At 69.9% G+C, this 15,179-nt stretch carries 14 protein-coding genes; 6 read left to right on the top strand and 8 right to left on the bottom strand.

Annotated elements, in window-relative coordinates; genetic code table 11:
- Window positions 1-44 precede the first annotated feature (44 nt).
- A complete protein-coding gene (locus ABZX02_RS33970) occupies window positions 45-923 on the top strand; it encodes a LysR family transcriptional regulator (RefSeq protein ID WP_355304460.1) in 879 nt (292 codons plus the stop codon).
- Here ABZX02_RS33970 and ABZX02_RS33965 read toward each other — a convergent pair.
- A complete protein-coding gene (locus tag ABZX02_RS33965) occupies window positions 909-1,583 on the bottom strand; it encodes a FadR/GntR family transcriptional regulator (RefSeq protein WP_355304458.1) in 675 nt (224 codons plus the stop codon). The genes ABZX02_RS33970 and ABZX02_RS33965 overlap by 15 nt on opposite strands.
- A gap of 189 nt (window positions 1,584-1,772) precedes the next feature.
- Here ABZX02_RS33965 and nagA point away from each other — a divergent pair, with 189 nt between their 5' ends.
- A complete protein-coding gene (gene nagA, locus ABZX02_RS33960; protein WP_355304456.1) occupies window positions 1,773-2,972 on the top strand; it encodes an N-acetylglucosamine-6-phosphate deacetylase in 1,200 nt (399 codons plus the stop codon).
- Between the two features lie 244 nt (window positions 2,973-3,216).
- Window positions 3,217-4,266: a serine hydrolase domain-containing protein gene (locus ABZX02_RS33955; protein WP_355304454.1), complete on the top strand. Its 1,050-nt coding sequence runs from the start codon at window positions 3,217-3,219 to the stop codon at window positions 4,264-4,266.
- A 57-nt stretch (window positions 4,267-4,323) separates the two neighbouring features.
- Here the strand turns inward: ABZX02_RS33955 and ABZX02_RS33950 are convergent, their stop codons facing one another.
- Genes ABZX02_RS33950 through ABZX02_RS33930 form a run of 5 tightly spaced genes read right to left on the bottom strand, consistent with a single transcriptional unit; the run spans window position 4,324 to window position 9,887 of the window.
- Complete coding sequence (locus ABZX02_RS33950) at window positions 4,324-5,367, bottom strand: SIS domain-containing protein (protein ID WP_355304452.1); 1,044 nt, start codon at window positions 5,365-5,367, stop codon at window positions 4,324-4,326.
- On the bottom strand, window positions 5,364-6,782 hold the full coding sequence (locus ABZX02_RS33945; protein WP_355304450.1) for a glycoside hydrolase family 3 N-terminal domain-containing protein: 1,419 nt from the start codon (window positions 6,780-6,782) through the stop codon (window positions 5,364-5,366). Before ABZX02_RS33945 ends, ABZX02_RS33950 begins: the two co-directional genes overlap by 4 nt.
- Before the next feature lie 3 nt (window positions 6,783-6,785).
- Window positions 6,786-7,604, bottom strand: coding sequence for a carbohydrate ABC transporter permease (locus tag ABZX02_RS33940; protein WP_355304448.1), 819 nt, complete (start codon window positions 7,602-7,604; stop codon window positions 6,786-6,788).
- Window positions 7,604-8,602 (bottom strand): sugar ABC transporter permease, encoded by a 999-nt coding sequence (locus ABZX02_RS33935; protein ID WP_355304446.1) that lies wholly within the window; start codon window positions 8,600-8,602, stop codon window positions 7,604-7,606. The genes ABZX02_RS33940 and ABZX02_RS33935 overlap by 1 nt, the downstream gene beginning before the upstream one ends.
- Window positions 8,603-8,612: 10 nt before the next feature.
- On the bottom strand, window positions 8,613-9,887 hold the full coding sequence (locus ABZX02_RS33930) for an extracellular solute-binding protein (protein ID WP_355304444.1): 1,275 nt from the start codon (window positions 9,885-9,887) through the stop codon (window positions 8,613-8,615).
- Between the two features lie 223 nt (window positions 9,888-10,110).
- On the opposite strand from ABZX02_RS33930, the gene ABZX02_RS33925 reads away from it, so the two are divergent.
- Window positions 10,111-10,866: a GntR family transcriptional regulator gene (locus ABZX02_RS33925; RefSeq protein ID WP_089910302.1), complete on the top strand. Its 756-nt coding sequence runs from the start codon at window positions 10,111-10,113 to the stop codon at window positions 10,864-10,866.
- Window positions 10,863-12,323: an MFS transporter gene (locus ABZX02_RS33920; RefSeq protein WP_355304442.1), complete on the top strand. Its 1,461-nt coding sequence runs from the start codon at window positions 10,863-10,865 to the stop codon at window positions 12,321-12,323. The genes ABZX02_RS33925 and ABZX02_RS33920 overlap by 4 nt, the downstream gene beginning before the upstream one ends.
- Here ABZX02_RS33920 and ABZX02_RS33915 read toward each other — a convergent pair.
- Entirely contained in the window at window positions 12,297-13,205 is a 909-nt protein-coding gene (locus ABZX02_RS33915) for a threonine/serine dehydratase (protein WP_355304440.1), read from the bottom strand. The two genes, ABZX02_RS33920 and ABZX02_RS33915, sit on opposite strands and share 27 nt — an antisense overlap.
- Window positions 13,202-14,131, bottom strand: a complete 930-nt coding sequence (locus tag ABZX02_RS33910) for a threonine/serine dehydratase (protein ID WP_355304438.1) — start codon at window positions 14,129-14,131, stop codon at window positions 13,202-13,204. The genes ABZX02_RS33915 and ABZX02_RS33910 overlap by 4 nt, the downstream gene beginning before the upstream one ends.
- A 63-nt stretch (window positions 14,132-14,194) precedes the next feature.
- On the opposite strand from ABZX02_RS33910, the gene ABZX02_RS33905 reads away from it, so the two are divergent.
- On the top strand, window positions 14,195-14,692 hold the full coding sequence (locus tag ABZX02_RS33905; protein WP_355304436.1) for a hypothetical protein: 498 nt from the start codon (window positions 14,195-14,197) through the stop codon (window positions 14,690-14,692).
- The last annotated feature ends 487 nt before the right edge of the window (window positions 14,693-15,179 follow it).

The raw sequence follows: 15,179 nt of genomic DNA, 5'->3' as shown, positions 1-15,179 counted from the left end.
AAGTTCCAGTTAGAAGTTCTGCCCGGAACGTTAAGCTGAGCTTTGTGTTGGACGTACGACGACTCCGCCTGCTCCACGCCCTGTCGGTCCACGGCACGGTCACGGCCGCCGCCGAGGCCCTGCACGTGACCTCGCCGGCCGTCTCCCAGCAACTGGCCGCCCTGGAACGCGAAGCGGGCGTCGCGCTGGTCGAACGGGAGGGCCGACGGCTCGTGCTGACCCGCGCCGGCCACGTGCTCGCGGCCCACACCCAACTGGTCCTGGACCAACTGGCCGCCGCCGAAGCCGACCTGGCCTCGTTGCGCACGTCGGTGTCGGGCGCCGTGCGCGTCGGGGCGTTCGTGTCGGTGGCCGCGTTGCTGCCGCGCGTGATCCAGGTGCTGAGGTCGAAGCACGGGTCCGATGTGGACCTGTTCGTGCACGAGATGGAACCCGAGGCCTCGCTGCCCGCCCTGCGCCGCGGCGACATCGACATCGCGGTGATCCACTCGTACAACATCATGCCGCGCTCGCTGCCCGAATCCTGCGAGTCGTTCGAGCTGTTCGTGGAACCGGTGAACGTGGCCCTGCCGCTCTCGGACCCGTTGGTGCAGCAAGACTCCGTGGACCTGTCGGTGCTGGCCGACCGGCCGTGGATCATGCCGCGCACCGACGCGTCGTGCCACGAGCTGACCCAGCGGGCGTGCGGCGCCGCCGGGTTCGTGCCGCGGGCGCAGGCGTACTGCGACGACTTTGGGGTGATGTGCGGGCTCGTCGAGGCCGGGCTCGGGGTGGCGCTGGTGCCGTCCGTGGCGCGACGGCCGGGGGTGGCGTTGCGGCCGTTGACGCAGCAGGTGTTCCGGACCGTGTCGGCGGTGGTGCGCAACCGGGCGGACGGTCAGCCGGCGGTGCGGGCGGTGCTGGAGGAGCTACGCCAGGTCTGACAGCCACTGCTCGACGCCGGCCACGTGCACCGTCGACCAGCTCCGAGCCAACTCCGGCTGCCGCGCCGCCAGCGCGTCCACGATCGCCCGGTGCTCGGCCACCGTCCGGTCCACCGCGTTCGACTGCGTGATGCCGCGCCAGATCCGCACCCGCACGGTCGGCCCGGCCAGCGTGTCGAGCAGCTGCGCCAGGTAGGCGTTGCCCGAGCACTGGGCGATCGCGCGGTGGAAGTCGAGGTCGTGCTCGACCAGTTCCTCGACGGACTTGGCTCCTTCGGCCGCGTCGCAGAGCGCGCGCAGCTTCACGATCTCGTCCGGTTCCACCCTTTGGGCGGCCATGGCGGCCGCCGCGGGCTCCAGGATGCGGCGCACCTGGAGGACTTCGAGCACCGAATCCTCGCCTCGGTGGAGGTCGAGCACGAACGAGAGCGCGCCCAGCAGGTCGTCAGCCCTCAGGGACGAGACGTACGTGCCGTCGCCCTGGCGGACGTCGAGCACGCGGACGAGCGACAGCGCCTTCACGGCCTCGCGCAGCGAGTTGCGCGACAGGCCGAGGCGTTCTGCCAGGTCAGCCTCTCGCGGGAGGCGGTCGCCGGGCTTGAGCTCGCCCGAAACGATCATCTCCTTGACGCGCAGGATCGCATCGTCGGTGACTGCCACGGCACCCTCAACTCGTCGTAGACCTCGGATGTCTGGGCACCAGTATGCGGCACCGTTGGTCATCTTCGTGGCATCCCGGGCATTTCGGGCATGATTCACCAGGTGTTATGTAAGATGGTTATCTCCTAACGACACGTGACGCGGACCTCTGTTGTCGCCATAATGGTCTGGACCATTCAAGGAGGGATCTTGGACGCCGTTGTCGCAGCACCGCGCGCATTGCTCGGTCGCACGATCGTCGGTCCTGCCTCGGTGCGGATCAGGGACGGCCGCATCGTCGAGGTGACCACCGGTGAAGCACCACCCGGCGCGGAGGTCCTATCCGACGGCCTGCTGACACCGGGCCTGGTCGACGTGCAGGTGAACGGCGCCGTGGGCGTCGACTTCGCCGAGGTGGACGCCACCGGGATGCGTTCCGTGGCCGAAGCACTGCCGTCCACCGGTGTGACCCGCTTCCTGCCCACGTTGATCACCGCACCGGTCGACGTGATCCTCAGGCAGACCCGGGCCGTGCTGGCCGCGTCCGCCGCCCTGCCGGACGGGGTGGGCGCGCGGCCGTTGGGCGTACATCTCGAAGGCCCCTTCCTGTCGCCCAAACGGGCAGGGGTGCACGACCCGTCGTTCATGGTCGAGCCTGGTCCGGACCAGATCTCGGCGCTGCTGGACGACGACCTCATCCGCAGGGCGCTGCGGATGGTCACGATGGCTCCCGAGCAGCCCGGCGGTCTGGAGGCGGTCCGCCGCCTCGTCGAGGCCGGCGTGCTCGTCGCGGTGGGCCACTCGGACGCCACGGGTGAGCAGACCCGCGCCGCCGCCGATGCCGGTGCCCGCATGGTGACGCACCTGTTCAACGCCCAGAGGCCGCTCGGCCACCGCGAACCCGGCGTGCCCGGTGTCGCCCTGGTCGACGAGCGCTTCACGCTCGGGTTGATCGCCGACCTCGCGCACGTGGGGCCGGACGTGTGCCGCCTCGTGTTCAACGCGGCCGGGGCGCGGGTCGCCCTGGTCACGGACGCCGTCGCCGCCGCGGGGATGCCGCCCGGCCGCTACCACCTCGGTGGTGCGGACGTGCTGCTCACCGAGGACGGCGTGCCGCGCTCGCCGGAGGGCACGATCGCGGGCTCCGCGCTCACGCTCGACCGCGCGGTGCGCAACATCGTGTCCGTGGGCGTGCCGGTCGCCGACGCGTTGGCGTCGGCGACGATCGTCCCGGCCGAGGTCATCGGGGAGTCCGGTCTCGGCCGGCTCGCCCCCGGTGCCGTCGCCGACCTGGTGTGGTGGGACGACGACCTGCGGCCCAAGAAGGTCTGGGTCGACGGTCGGGTCGTGTTCGACGCCGAGGTGCCCGTCGCGCCGGTCGCGGCCGGGTACGCCACCGCGGGTCAGTAGTCCGAACCACGAAGGGCGCCTTCCTCCCCCGTCGCACGGGGAGGGAGGCGCCCTTCGTCGTGCGCATAGCGTTCACCGCATTCTCATTGCAACGGCCGTTGCGTTAAATATCCACGCTGTTGCAACGAAATTGTGCCGATGAACTGCAAATACTCAGTTCTTGTGCAACGAGCTTGTTGGCTGGCCCCGCAAACGCAACGTAGCGTTTCGCTCATCAGAAACACCGAGCCACAGGGAGTCGGAGATGTCGGAGCAGTTGCAGAAGATCGCCCAGGACATGGTCGACGCGGGTTTCACCGGGGTGGAACTCCGCCTGCGCGACGACCGGGGTGACCGCACCGCGCGAGCCGGCCGGAGCGAGCTCGACGGGGACGCGGGACCGCCGCCGAACGGCCACGTCCGGATCGGCAGCAACACCAAGACGTTCGTCGCGGCCGCGGTGCTGCGCCTCGTCGCGGAGGGCCGGATCGGGCTGGACGACCAGGTGGCCGCGCACCTGCCCGAGTTCGGTGTCGACCCCCGCGTCACCGTCCGCATGTTGCTCCAGCACACCAGCGGGATCTTCAACCACACCGGCGAGTACTACGAGGACGGCACGGTCGCGAAGGGCATCTGCTGGCAGGGCAAGGAGTTCCTGGACAGCCGGTTCACCTCCCACCGGCCGGAGGACCTGGTGCGGTTCGCGCTGGCCAAGCCCGCGCGGTTCGAGCCGGGCACGGATTGGAGCTACTCCAACACGAACTACGTCATCGCCCGTCTGGTGATCGAGAAGGTCACCGGCAGCACGTTCGCCGAGGCGGTCCGGCACCTGGTCCTCGACCCGCTGGGGCTGCGCGACACGTCCGCCCCGGCCGGCCCGGAGATCCCCGAGCCGCACGCCCACGCCTACTACCGCTACGACGACGGCGGCGAGGAGAGGACGGTCGACGTCACTCGCATCGACCCGTCCTGGATCTCCAGCGGCGGCGACATGATCTCCACGACCGCGGACCTGGCGACGTTCGTCACGGCTCTCGTGCGCGGTGAGCTGCTGCCCGCCCCGCTGCTCGCCGAGATGCTCACCCCGGAGTCGGAGGTGGGCTACGGCCTGGGCGTGTTCGTGCAGGAGACCGGCAGCGGCAAGGTGATCACGCACAACGGCGGCGCGATCGGCCACGGCGCGTTGATGTACACGACGGCCGACGGCTCGAAGACCCTGACTGCCGCGCTGAGCTACGTCGACGACGCGGACCTGTCGCTGGCGCAGGCGTTCCAGGAGGTCACGAAGAACCTCGTCGCGGAGATCTTCGGCTGAGCAACGAGAAGAGCCCCGCCCGGGGGGGCCGGGCGGGGCTCTTCGCTGCGCGCGCGATCAGAGCGTGCGCGTGACCTTGTTCAGGCCGCGCGGGCTGTCGGGGTCGCCGCCGCGGGCGAGCGCCAGGCCGTGGGCCAGCCGCTGCACGGGCAGGATCTCCAGCACGGGCGCCACTTCCTCGGCCGTCTCCGGGATGGCGACGGACAGCGTCGCGCCCACCTTCTCCGAGGCCGAACCGACGGCGACGATGTCGGCACCGCGCTGGTGCACCACGTCGAGGGCGTCGCGGATCGAGTCGCCGCCCTTGCCCAACGAGGCGATGGCGAGGACCGCGGTCTCGCCGTCGACCGCCGCGACCGGACCGTGCAGCAGGTCGGCGCCGCTGTAGGCGCGGGCCGCCAGGTAGGACGTCTCCGCGAGCTTCAGCGAGGCTTCCAGCGCCGTGGCGTAGGAGTAGCCGCGGCCGGTGGTGAGGACGCGGTCCACGAACCGGTACCGGCGCACGGCCTCGTCGACGGTCGGCGCCGACTGGTCGAGCGTCACCTGGGCCAGCTCGCCGAGCTGCGCCGCCGCCTCGCCGTTGCCGCCGCGCACCGCGTCGATCAGCAGGTAGAGGGCGAGCAACGTCGCCGAGTACGTCTTGGTGGCGGCCACCGCGTGCTCGACGCCCGCCGAGACGTTCACCGAGAGCTCGGCGGCCGCGTTCAGCGGCGAGTCCGGGGTGTTCGTCACGGCCACGGTCAGGGCGCCGCGCCTGCGGTAGGAGGCGGTGACCTCCAGCAGGTCGGGGGAGCCGCCGGACTGCGAGACGGTGACCAGCAGGACGTCGCGCAGGTCGGGCTCGGCGCCGTAGAGCGTGGTCGTCGAGGCGGAGACCAGGCCCGCGGGGAGCTGCAGCAGGATCTCGGTGAGGTACTTCGCGTAGATCGCGGCGTGGTCGCTCGAGCCGCGGGCCGCGAAGAGCACGAAGCGCGGGGCACGGTCGCGGATCACGGCGGCCACCTCGGCGATCGCGGACCGCGAGGCGTAGAGGTCGGCGAAGACCGACGGCTGGGCCGCGATCTCTTCGGCCATGTGCCGGCCTGGCTGGGGCGTGGTCATGTCGTGCCTTTCAGGATCAGCTCGGCCGCGGCTCGGAGGCTCACCCGAGAACCGCCGTGGGTGTCGATGCGGGCGACGCTGCCCAGGTCTGGACCCGGCACGCCGGTCTCGACGTGCACCACGTCCTGGCCCAGATTAGTTAAGTTTGTTATCAGTTGTCGAGCGGCAGTGTGGCGGTGGGCGTCCCTGGTCACGACCACAATCGTGCGGCCGCTCGCGGTCCGCGCAACTTCTTCCGCCGTGACGTCGCGCGAGGCGATCACCTCGGTGCCGGGGAGGACCTCGCCGAGGTACGGGCCGAGCCCCCACGGGACGTCGCCCACGGCCTCCGACGGGTCCACGACCAGGTCGACGACGACCGGGTCGGATCCGACACTAACCTCTCCGCGCACCCGGACCGCCCGCCGAGCGGCTGTGAGACCGATCTCGGTGTCGTGCGCGTCCACAGTGGACGGCGGGAGGCCGAGGGCCAGCGACCGCTTGGCCGCCTGGGTCAGGCGTTCCTCGGACAGCTCACCGGACTTCACGGCCGCGACGATCGAGTCGATCAGCCACTGGATGTCGTCGTCGCCCAGGGAGATGCCGCCCAGGCACAACGCGTCGACACCGGCGGCCAACGCGCGCACGGCTCCGTGCGCCAGGTCACCGCCGACGGCCTTCATGTCGAGGCCATCGGTGATCACCGCGCCGGTGAAGCCCAGCTCGGTGCGCAGCAGGTCGATGGCGTGCTTGTTCAGCGTCACCGGCGCCGGACCCCACTCGGGGATCACGAGGTGGCCGGTCATGATCGAGCGGACGCCCGCGTGCACGGCCGCCTGGAACGGCACCAGCTCCACGGCCCGCAGCTGCTCCTCGGTGCGCGGCAGCACCGGGAGCTCCTGGTGGGAGTCCTCAGTGGACGCTCCGTGGCCGGGGAAGTGCTTGGCGCAGGCGGCGACGCCCACGGCCTGCAGGCCCTCGACCCACGCGGCGATGTGCCGCGCGGCGAGCACCGGGTCCGACCCGAACGCGCGGACGCCGATGATCGGGTCGTCGAGCGTCAGCACGAGGTCGGCGGACGGGGCGAGGTTGAGCGAGATCCCGCACTTCGCGAGCCGCGACCCGATGGACGCGGCCACCGAGCGCGTGAGGTCGAGGTCGTCCACCACGCCCAGGGAGTAGTTGCCCGGCACCTCGGAACCGCGACCCGCGTCGAGACGCGTGACGTCGCCGCCCTCCTCGTCGATGCCGATCACCACGTCCGGGCGCACCGAACGCAGTTCGGAGCACAGCGCGGCCACCTGGGCGTCGTCGACGACGTTGCGCCCGAAGAGCACAACGCCGCCGAGGCCGTCAGCGACCCGCCGCCTCAACCAGTCGGGAGCGGTCGTTCCGGTGAAACCGGGAAGCAGAACGGCAGCGGCCAACTGATCCACGCGTCATCCCTTCACAGCACCGGCTGTGACGCCGGCGACCATCTTGCGTTGCACGATCAGGAAGAACACCAGCGCCGGCACCGTGAACAGCGCCGAGGCCGCCATCGCGCCACCCCAGTCCGTGCCGAAGGCGGTCTGGAACCCGGACAGCCACACCGGCAGCGTCTCGCTGTCCTGGCTGCGGATCAGCACCTTCGCGAAGAGGAACTCGTTCCACGCCGTGATGAACGCGAACACCGACGTCGCCACGAGACCCGGTCCGAGCAGCGGCAGGGTCACCTTCTGGAAGGCGCCCCAACGGCCGCAGCCGTCGACCATCGCGGCCTCCTCGAGCTCGATCGGGATGCCGTTGACGAACCCGCGCAACGTCCACGCGCAGAACGGCAGCGTCACCGCGAAGTACACGAGGATCAGCGACGAGAGGTGTTCGTAGAGCTGCAGGTCCCGCATCATCAGGAACATCGGGATCAGCAACGCCTCGAACGGCGCCATCTGCGCGACCAGCATCAGCAGCACGAAGCTCTTGCGGCCGCGGAACCGGAAGCGCGACATGGCGACCGCGGCCGTGATGCCGACGACGATCGCGGCGACGACGGCGGTCAGCGTCACGAGGAGGCTGTTGCCGAGCGAGGACAGGAAGCCGGGCTTCGTCCACGCTGTCACGAAGTTCTGGAACGTCACCGAGAACGGGATCAGGTCGTAGTCGGACGTGATCGTCGAACCCTTGGGCTTCAGCGCCGACGTGACCATCCAGTACGTCGGGAAGAAGAAGAACACCGCGAGCACGATGCCCACGACGTTCGCCGCAGACTTCTTGAGCATCAGATCTTGCCCTCCTCGGTCTGCAGCAGCTTGCGCAGGTACTGGAACGTGATCAGGCCGAGGATGATCATCATCAGCACGGAGATCGCGGCCGCGACGCCGAAGTGGCTCTTCGCGATGCCCTCCAGGTACTGCAGCACCGGCAGCGTCGTGCTCTGCCCGCTGGGACCGCCCTCGCGGAACACCCAGACCTGCGCGAAGACCTTGAAGTCCCACAGCGTCGACAGGAACGTCACCATCATCAGCAGCGACTTGATCTCCGGCCACGTCACCGCGCGGAACGTCTGCAGGCCGGACGCGCCGTCGATGCCCGCGGCCTCGTAGAGGTCGCGCGGAATGCCGACGAGGCCCGCGTAGAGCGAGAAGGCGAGGAAGGGGATCGCCTGCCACACGATCAGGATGCCGACGACGGACAGCGTCGAGGTGCCCGAGGAGAACCACGAGTAGCCGGCGAACGAGTCGAAGCCCAGCTGCACCAGCGTCTTGTTCAAGATGCCGTAGTTCTGGTCGAACATCCACTGGTAGACCGTGGTCGACGCGAGGATCGGCATGGCCCAGGCGCACAGCATCGCGACCTGCAGCGCCACCCGCACCCACGGCGTGAGCACGCGCATCAGCAGGGCGATCCCGAGGCCGGTGCCGACGGAACCCACGACGACGGCGGCGGTGAACAGCACGGTCCGGATCGAGACGTCCCAGAAGCGCTCGTCCTGCAGCACCGTCACGTAGTTGTCGAACCCGGTCCACACGACCTCGCCGCGGACCAGCTCACCGAGGTTCAGCTGGCGGAAGCTCGTCACGAACACCGAGACGATCGGCCAGCCGATCAGCCAGAGGATCGCGATGAACGCGGGAGCGAGCAGGAGGTACGGCAGCGCCCTGTCGGAGGCGCCGCCCCGGCGGCGGCGCTGGCGCGCCCCACCCGTCACGGCAGGCGGCAGCGCCGGAGGGATGTCCCCTGCCGGCGCTGCCGTTTCGGTCGTCTTGACGGCCGTCATCTCAGCTGGGCTAGCCCAGTGCCTTGGTGACGGCGTCGGCTGCGTCCTTCGTTGCCGCGTCCAGTGGCTTGGCACCGGAGAGGTACGCCGTGAGCGCGTCCTTCAGCGGGTTCTGGCCCGCCTCGACGGCCGCCCACTTCGGCGAGCTCGGGGTGACCTTGCCGTTCGGGGCGGAGGCGGCGAGCGCCTTGCCGACCGCGTTGGACTCGAGCTTCGAGGTGTCCTTCGAGGTGCCGGGCACCGCGCCACCCTCGGCGAGCATGTCCTGGTACTTCTTGGACGACAGCAGCGCCAGCCACTTCTTCGCGGCCTCGGCGTTCTTGCTGGCCGTCGGGATGGCGAGGTTCGAGCCACCGAGGAACACGGGGGCGGTCGAGCCGGCCTTCTTGGACGGGATCGGGAACGCGGCGGTCTTCTCCTTGAGCTCCGGCTTGTCCTTCACGGCGCTGCCGAGCTCCCACGGGAGACCGATCATCATGCCGACGTTGCCGGTCTGGAAGACCTCGTACTGCTGCGGCTTGGCCTCGTCGATGTCCGCCGGCGCCTTCTTGGCGGCCGACGCGTCGTAGAGGGCCTTGTAGGCCTCGAAGCCGGCCTTGGACTGCGCGCTGTCGAGCGTGCTCGTCCACTTGCCGTTGTCCTGCTTGGCGATGTCGCCGCCCTCGTCCCAGATCAGGGAGAGCAGGAAGTACCAGGACTGACCGGGCAGGTACAGGGCCTGGAAGTCCGGGTTGGACGCGTTCGCGGCCTTGAGCTTGTTGATCGCGTCGATCCACTCGGCACGCGAGGTCGGCGGCTGCGCGATGCCGGCCGCCTGGAACAGGTCCGTGCGGTAGATGACGGTGCGGTTCGCGGCGTAGAACGGCACGCCGTACTGCTTGCCGTTCAGCGTCAGCGAGTCCTTGAGGCCGCCCAGCCACTCACCGCTGTTGAACTGGCCCGCGTCCGCAGTCAGGTCGGCCAGCGTGCCCTGGTCCGCGAAGCTCGCGATCTGGGTGTTGCCGAGCTCGATGACGTCCGGCGGCGTGCTGCTGGCCAGTGCGGTGGTCAGCTTCTCCTGGATGCCGGTCCACTTCTGGACCTCGTACTTGACCTTGATCCCGTTCGCCGACTCGAACTCCTTGTTCAAGGCGTCGGTCAGGGTCGGCGCCGCGGAGCCGTCCATGAGCCACACGGTGATCTCTTTGGTCTCCGTGCCGCTGCCGCTGTTCGTGCTCGTGCCGCAACCCGACACGGCCACTGCCAGTGCGGCGGCACCAGCAGCGAGTCCTCTCCAGCCCTTCACAGTTCGCGCCCTTTCACCGAGCCCGGCCCTCGGCCGGAACGTCCAAGTGGTGTAGACCAATGCGGAACAGCGTGTGCTGCGTCACCGCGTCTGTCAAGCGCGTGACCAAGACGTTGCGAAGTCATCGGACGAATTTCGGGACTGATGTCGGGGGTTCGGACGCACGAATCGACACGGACAAGGCATCCTTGTGATGCGTGACATGGAGTGCGAGGAGGAGGCCATGCTGGAGACGACGCCTGCATCGGGCGTGGACGCCAGGACGCGTGCGCAACGCGAACCCAAGTACTGGGGTCTCAAGCGGCACCTGCTCGACCTGTTGAGGGCGCTGCCGCCCGGCTCACCGATCCCCACGGAACGGTCGCTCGCGGCGGAGTTCGACGTCTCCAGGACGACCGTCCGCCAGGCGCTCGCCGAGCTGACGGTGGAAGGCCGCCTGCTCCGAGTGCAGGGCAAGGGCACCTTCGCGGCCGAACCGAAGGTCGCCCAGAGGTTGCAGCTGTCTTCGTACACAGAGGACATGCGGGCCCAGGGCCGCGTGCCCTCGTCGAAGCTGATCGAGGCCTCGGAGATGCCGGCGGAGGCCGAGCTCGCCCGCCTGCTGGGCGTGCGTCCGGGGGCCAAGGTCCTGCGGCTGCACCGCCTGCGCCTCGCCGACAACGAGCCGATGGCGATCGAGACGACGCACCTCGCGCTGGGCCGCTTCCGCGGGCTGCGCCGGTACCTGGCGCCAGGCGCGTCGCTGTACCAGGTGCTGTCCGAGCGCTTCGGCGTCGAGATGGGCCACGCCGAGGAGACGATCGAGACGGCGCTGGCCTCGCCCGAAGAGGCAGAGCTGCTCGGCGCCGACATCGGCCTGCCGATGCTGCTGCTGTCGCGGCACTCGTACGACACCGACGGCAACCCGATCGAATGGGTGCGCTCGGTCTACCGCGGCGACCGCTACAAGTTCGTGGCCACGCTGAACCGGCCGTCTTGATCGCCTGGGGCACGCCGCGCGCCCGCTGGGTGCTGGCGACGACGATCCTCGGCTCGGGCATGGCGATGCTCGACGGGACGATCGTCAACGTGGCGCTGCCCCGGATCGGCGCGGAGCTCGGCGCGTCGGTCACCGACCTGCAGTGGATCCTCAACGGCTACCTGCTGGCCCTCGCGTCGCTGATCCTGGTCGCGGGGTCGCTCGGCGACCGGTTCGGCCGCCGCCGGGTCTACGTGGTCGGCGTGGTGTGGTTCGGCGTGGCGTCGCTGCTGTGCGGCGCCGCGTGGAACGTCCCGGTGCTGGTGGCCGCGCGGGTGCTGCAAGGCGTCGGCGCGGCGTTGCTCACACCGGGCGCTCTGGCGATTCTGCAGTCGTCGTTCAACCGCGAGGACCGTTCCCGTGCCATTGGCGCGTGGTCGGGACTTTCCGGTGTCGCGACGGCGGTCGGCCCTCTGGTCGGCGGATTGCTGGTGCAGGCGTGGTCGTGGCGGCTCGCGTTCCTGGTGAACCTGCCGGTCGCCGCTTTGTGCGTTTTCCTCGCACTGCGTTTCGTGCCGGAGTCCCGCGACGATTCCGCCGGACACCCGAACTACCTGTCCGCCCTGGTCGGAGCCGTGGGACTGGCCCTGCTCACCGGCGGCCTGGTCGAGCAGTCGTATTTCGTCGCCGCGGCCGGCGTGGTTGCGATGGTCGCGTTCGGCGTGGTCCAGAAAAGGTCCGCCGATCCGCTCGTGCCACCCGAGTTGTTCCGCAACCGGACATTTCTCGTGGCCAACCTGCTGACATTCCTGGTGTACGCGGCACTGGGCGGCGTGATGGTGCTGCTCGTGCTGCAGCTGCAGATCTCCCTCGGCTATTCGCCGACCGCCTCCGGCCTCGCCAGCGTGCCGATCACGATCATCATGCTGCTGGCCTCCTCGACGTCCGGGAAGATCGCCCAGCGCTACGGCCCGCGCCTGCAACTCGTGGTCGGCCCGATCCTGGTCGGCCTGGGCATGCTGCTGCTGCGCAACGCTGCTCCGGGCGCCTCGTACGTCCTCGGCGTGCTGCCCGGCGTGCTGGTGTTCGGCCTCGGCCTCGCGGTCGTGGTCGCCCCGGTGACGGCCACCGTGCTGGCCTCCGCACCCGACCACCACGCGGGCGTCGCGTCGGGCGTGAACAACGCCGTGGCGCGCACCGGCAGCCTGCTCGCGATGGCCGTGCTGCCCGCGGCGGTCGGGCTGATGGGGGAGGACTACGCGAACCCGGAGGTCATGACGGCCGGGTGGGAGATGGCGCTGGTGCTGTGCGCGGTGGCCGCGGTCGTCGGCGGCCTGCTCGCGCTCGGGGTCGACAACCGGGTGCTGGCCGCGGCGCCGGAGCAGCAGGAGGCCCCGCACCCCGGGGAGTGCCTGCACTGCGGGGTGGAGGGGCCGCCCACGCACATCCGCTCAGGTGGCGAGAAGGCGCGCCAGTAGGGCCGGGTCGACGTTGCCGCCGGACAGGACGGCCACGCCCTTCCCGCCGACCTTCTCCAGCGCCGCCACCGCCACGGCCCCGCTCGGCTCCGCGACCAGCCGCGCCCGGCGCGCCAGCCCGCCCACCGCCGCGAGGATCTCGTCCTCCGACACCGTGACCACGTCGTCCACGTACCGGCTGATGTGCGCCCAGGTCAGCGCCGAAGGCCCGTCCCGCAGCGCGTCGGCGACCGTCCGGGCCCGCCGCAGCGGGTCCCACCGCACCAGTGAGCCCGCCCGCAGCGACTCCGCGATGTCGGCGGCCAGTTCGGGTTCCGCGCCGAGCACCCGGACGTCCGGGCGCAGCGACTTCACCGCCGTGGCCACGCCCGAGATCAGCCCGCCGCCGGACATCGGCACCACGACGGTGTCCACGTCCGGCAGGTCGTCGAGGACCTCCAGGCCGATCGTGCCCTGCCCGGCGATCACGTCGGGGTGGTCGAACGGCGGGATCAGGGCGGCGCCGCGCTCGGCGACCAGGGCTTCGGCGCGCTCGACCCGTTCGGTGATGCCGACGATGAACACCTCGGCACCCAGGGCCTTCGTGGCCTCGATCTTCACCGGCGGGGTGTTGTCCGGCATCACGATCGCGGCCGGCACGCCGTGCAGCCTCGCGGCGAACGCCACGGCCTGGGCGTGGTTGCCGCTCGAGTACGCGACCACTCCCGACGAACGGTTCTCCAGGCGTGCCAACGCGTTCAGCGCGCCCCTCAGCTTGAACGCGCCGATCGGCTGCAGGTTCTCCGGCTTGATCCATCCAGCACCGAACGGCAGCAACGGCGTGCGCACCACGTGCGGTGCGATGACCGTCGCCGCCGAACGGATTTCTGGGAGCGCGATCATCCGAGGATCGACGCGAGCAGGGTGGGTTCGATGTTGCCTCCGGAGACCACCGCGACGGCCGGACCGGACGGCAGGAGACGGTTCAGGTGGGCGGCCACGGCGACCGCTCCGCTCGTCTCGGACACGATCCGCGTGCGGCGCGCGATCTGCTTCACCGCGTCCCGGATCTCGTCCTCGGACACGGTGACCACGTCGTCCACGTACTCCTGGATGTGCGCCCACGTCAGGTCCGACGGCTCGGCGCGCAGTCCGTCCGCGACGGTCCGGGCGCGGTCGTGCGCGTCCCAGTGGACCTGCTCGCCGGCGGCGAACGACGCGGCCGTGTCGCCGGCCAGTTCGGGCTCGACGCCGATGACGCGGACGTTGGGGCGCAACGCTTTCGCGGCCGCGGCGACGCCGGAGATCAGTCCGCCGCCGCTCACCGGCACCAGGATCGTCGCCACCTCGGGCAGGTCCGCGACGACCTCCAGGGCGATCGTGCCCTGGCCCGCGATCACGTCGGGGTGGTCGAACGGCGGGATGAGCGTGGCCTTGCGCTCCTCGACCAGTTCGTAGGCGCGGGACTCGCGCTCGGTGATGCCGACGACGAACACCTCGGCGCCGTGCGCGCGCGTCGCGTCGATCTTGAGCTGCGGGGTGTTCTCCGGCACGACGATCGCGGCCGGCATGCCGAGGGTCTTGGCGGCGTAGGCGACCGCTTGCGCGTGGTTACCGCTCGAGTACGCCACGACACCGCGCTCGCGGTCCTCGGAAGGTATGCGGGACAACGCGTTCACGGCGCCACGCTGTTTGAACGCGCCGATCGGCTGCAGCGACTCGGGCTTGATCCACAGGCCGGAGTCGAAGGGCAGCAACGGGGTGTGGACGACATGCGGGGCGATCGCGGCGGCGGCCGCTTGGACATCTTCGAGAGTCACCAGGCGCATGGGTTGATGATGCACGTCACCGGGCCACAACCGGTGAACTGTGCCCAACGTCCTACGGGTGTCATGTCTGAGAAGGAGAAGATCACCCCCGTCAAGCTCGTCGCGAGTGTGCTCGCCGCCGCCACGGCGGCCGTGCTGAGCCTTCGCCTGAACCTCGTCGGCACCGTCATCGGCGCGATCCTCGCGAGTCTGGTGACCACCGTGGGTGCCGTGTTCTACCAACGGTCGATGGAACGCGAGAAGCGTTGGCAGGTAATCGCTGTCGGCGGACTGCTCGTGTTCGTGGTGACCGTCCTCACAGTCACGAGCGTCCAGCTCGTGACCGGCAAACCCGTCACCGCCGATCCGGGCAAACCGTCCACAAGCACCCAGACCGAGACGCACACCGAGACGACGAAGACCGAGACGGTCACCGTCACGGCGCCGCCGAGCTCGTCTACCGGCGGTTCCGCGCCGCCGACCTCCGACGGCACCACCACGACGACGCCCTCGACGACGACCGAGTCGCGGCCTTCGTCGGACAGCTCGACGCCCTCCACGACCACCGACCCCATTCGGTGATCACGTAATCACGTTGAGCGATAGTTAACTGTCAATTGCTACGCACCGCAGTTGATCTGTCGTGAGCTGTGACACACTTCGTTCACGTTCGAGGCGGGCCGTCATAGCCGACAGGTTCGCAACTTCACTCGAACGGGCGTAAGGATTCGGTCCGAAAGAGACCGGGAGGAGGCGCAATGAGGCTCGTGGCACGTCCGCTTGAGCCCTGCGCCTGCCGTCGAGGGCCCGGCGCCTGCACCGGGTTCGAGAGGCAAGAAGGGATGGGAGGGGTGGGGCGACCCCTGCCGCCGCCCCACCACCCGTCCCCCTAGAGCCCCCGAGAGAGGTCCCTGCAACCGATCTCTCGGGTACCCCTGCACCCGAAAGTGAGGGAGACGTCTGATGAACCGCACGAGTGCGGCCCGTGTAACCGGTGCCGTGTTGCTCGCCACCGGAGTCGTGACTGCTCTCAGCGTACCGGCGTTTGGCGCCCCTGCCGCACCGGTCG

It is taken from the genome of Lentzea sp. NPDC003310, from assembly GCF_040610935.1.
Classification (GTDB): Bacteria; Actinomycetota; Actinomycetes; order Mycobacteriales; family Pseudonocardiaceae; genus Lentzea.
Note: the sequence above shows the minus strand (reverse complement) of the source record. Positions and strands in the feature narration are given on the sequence as shown.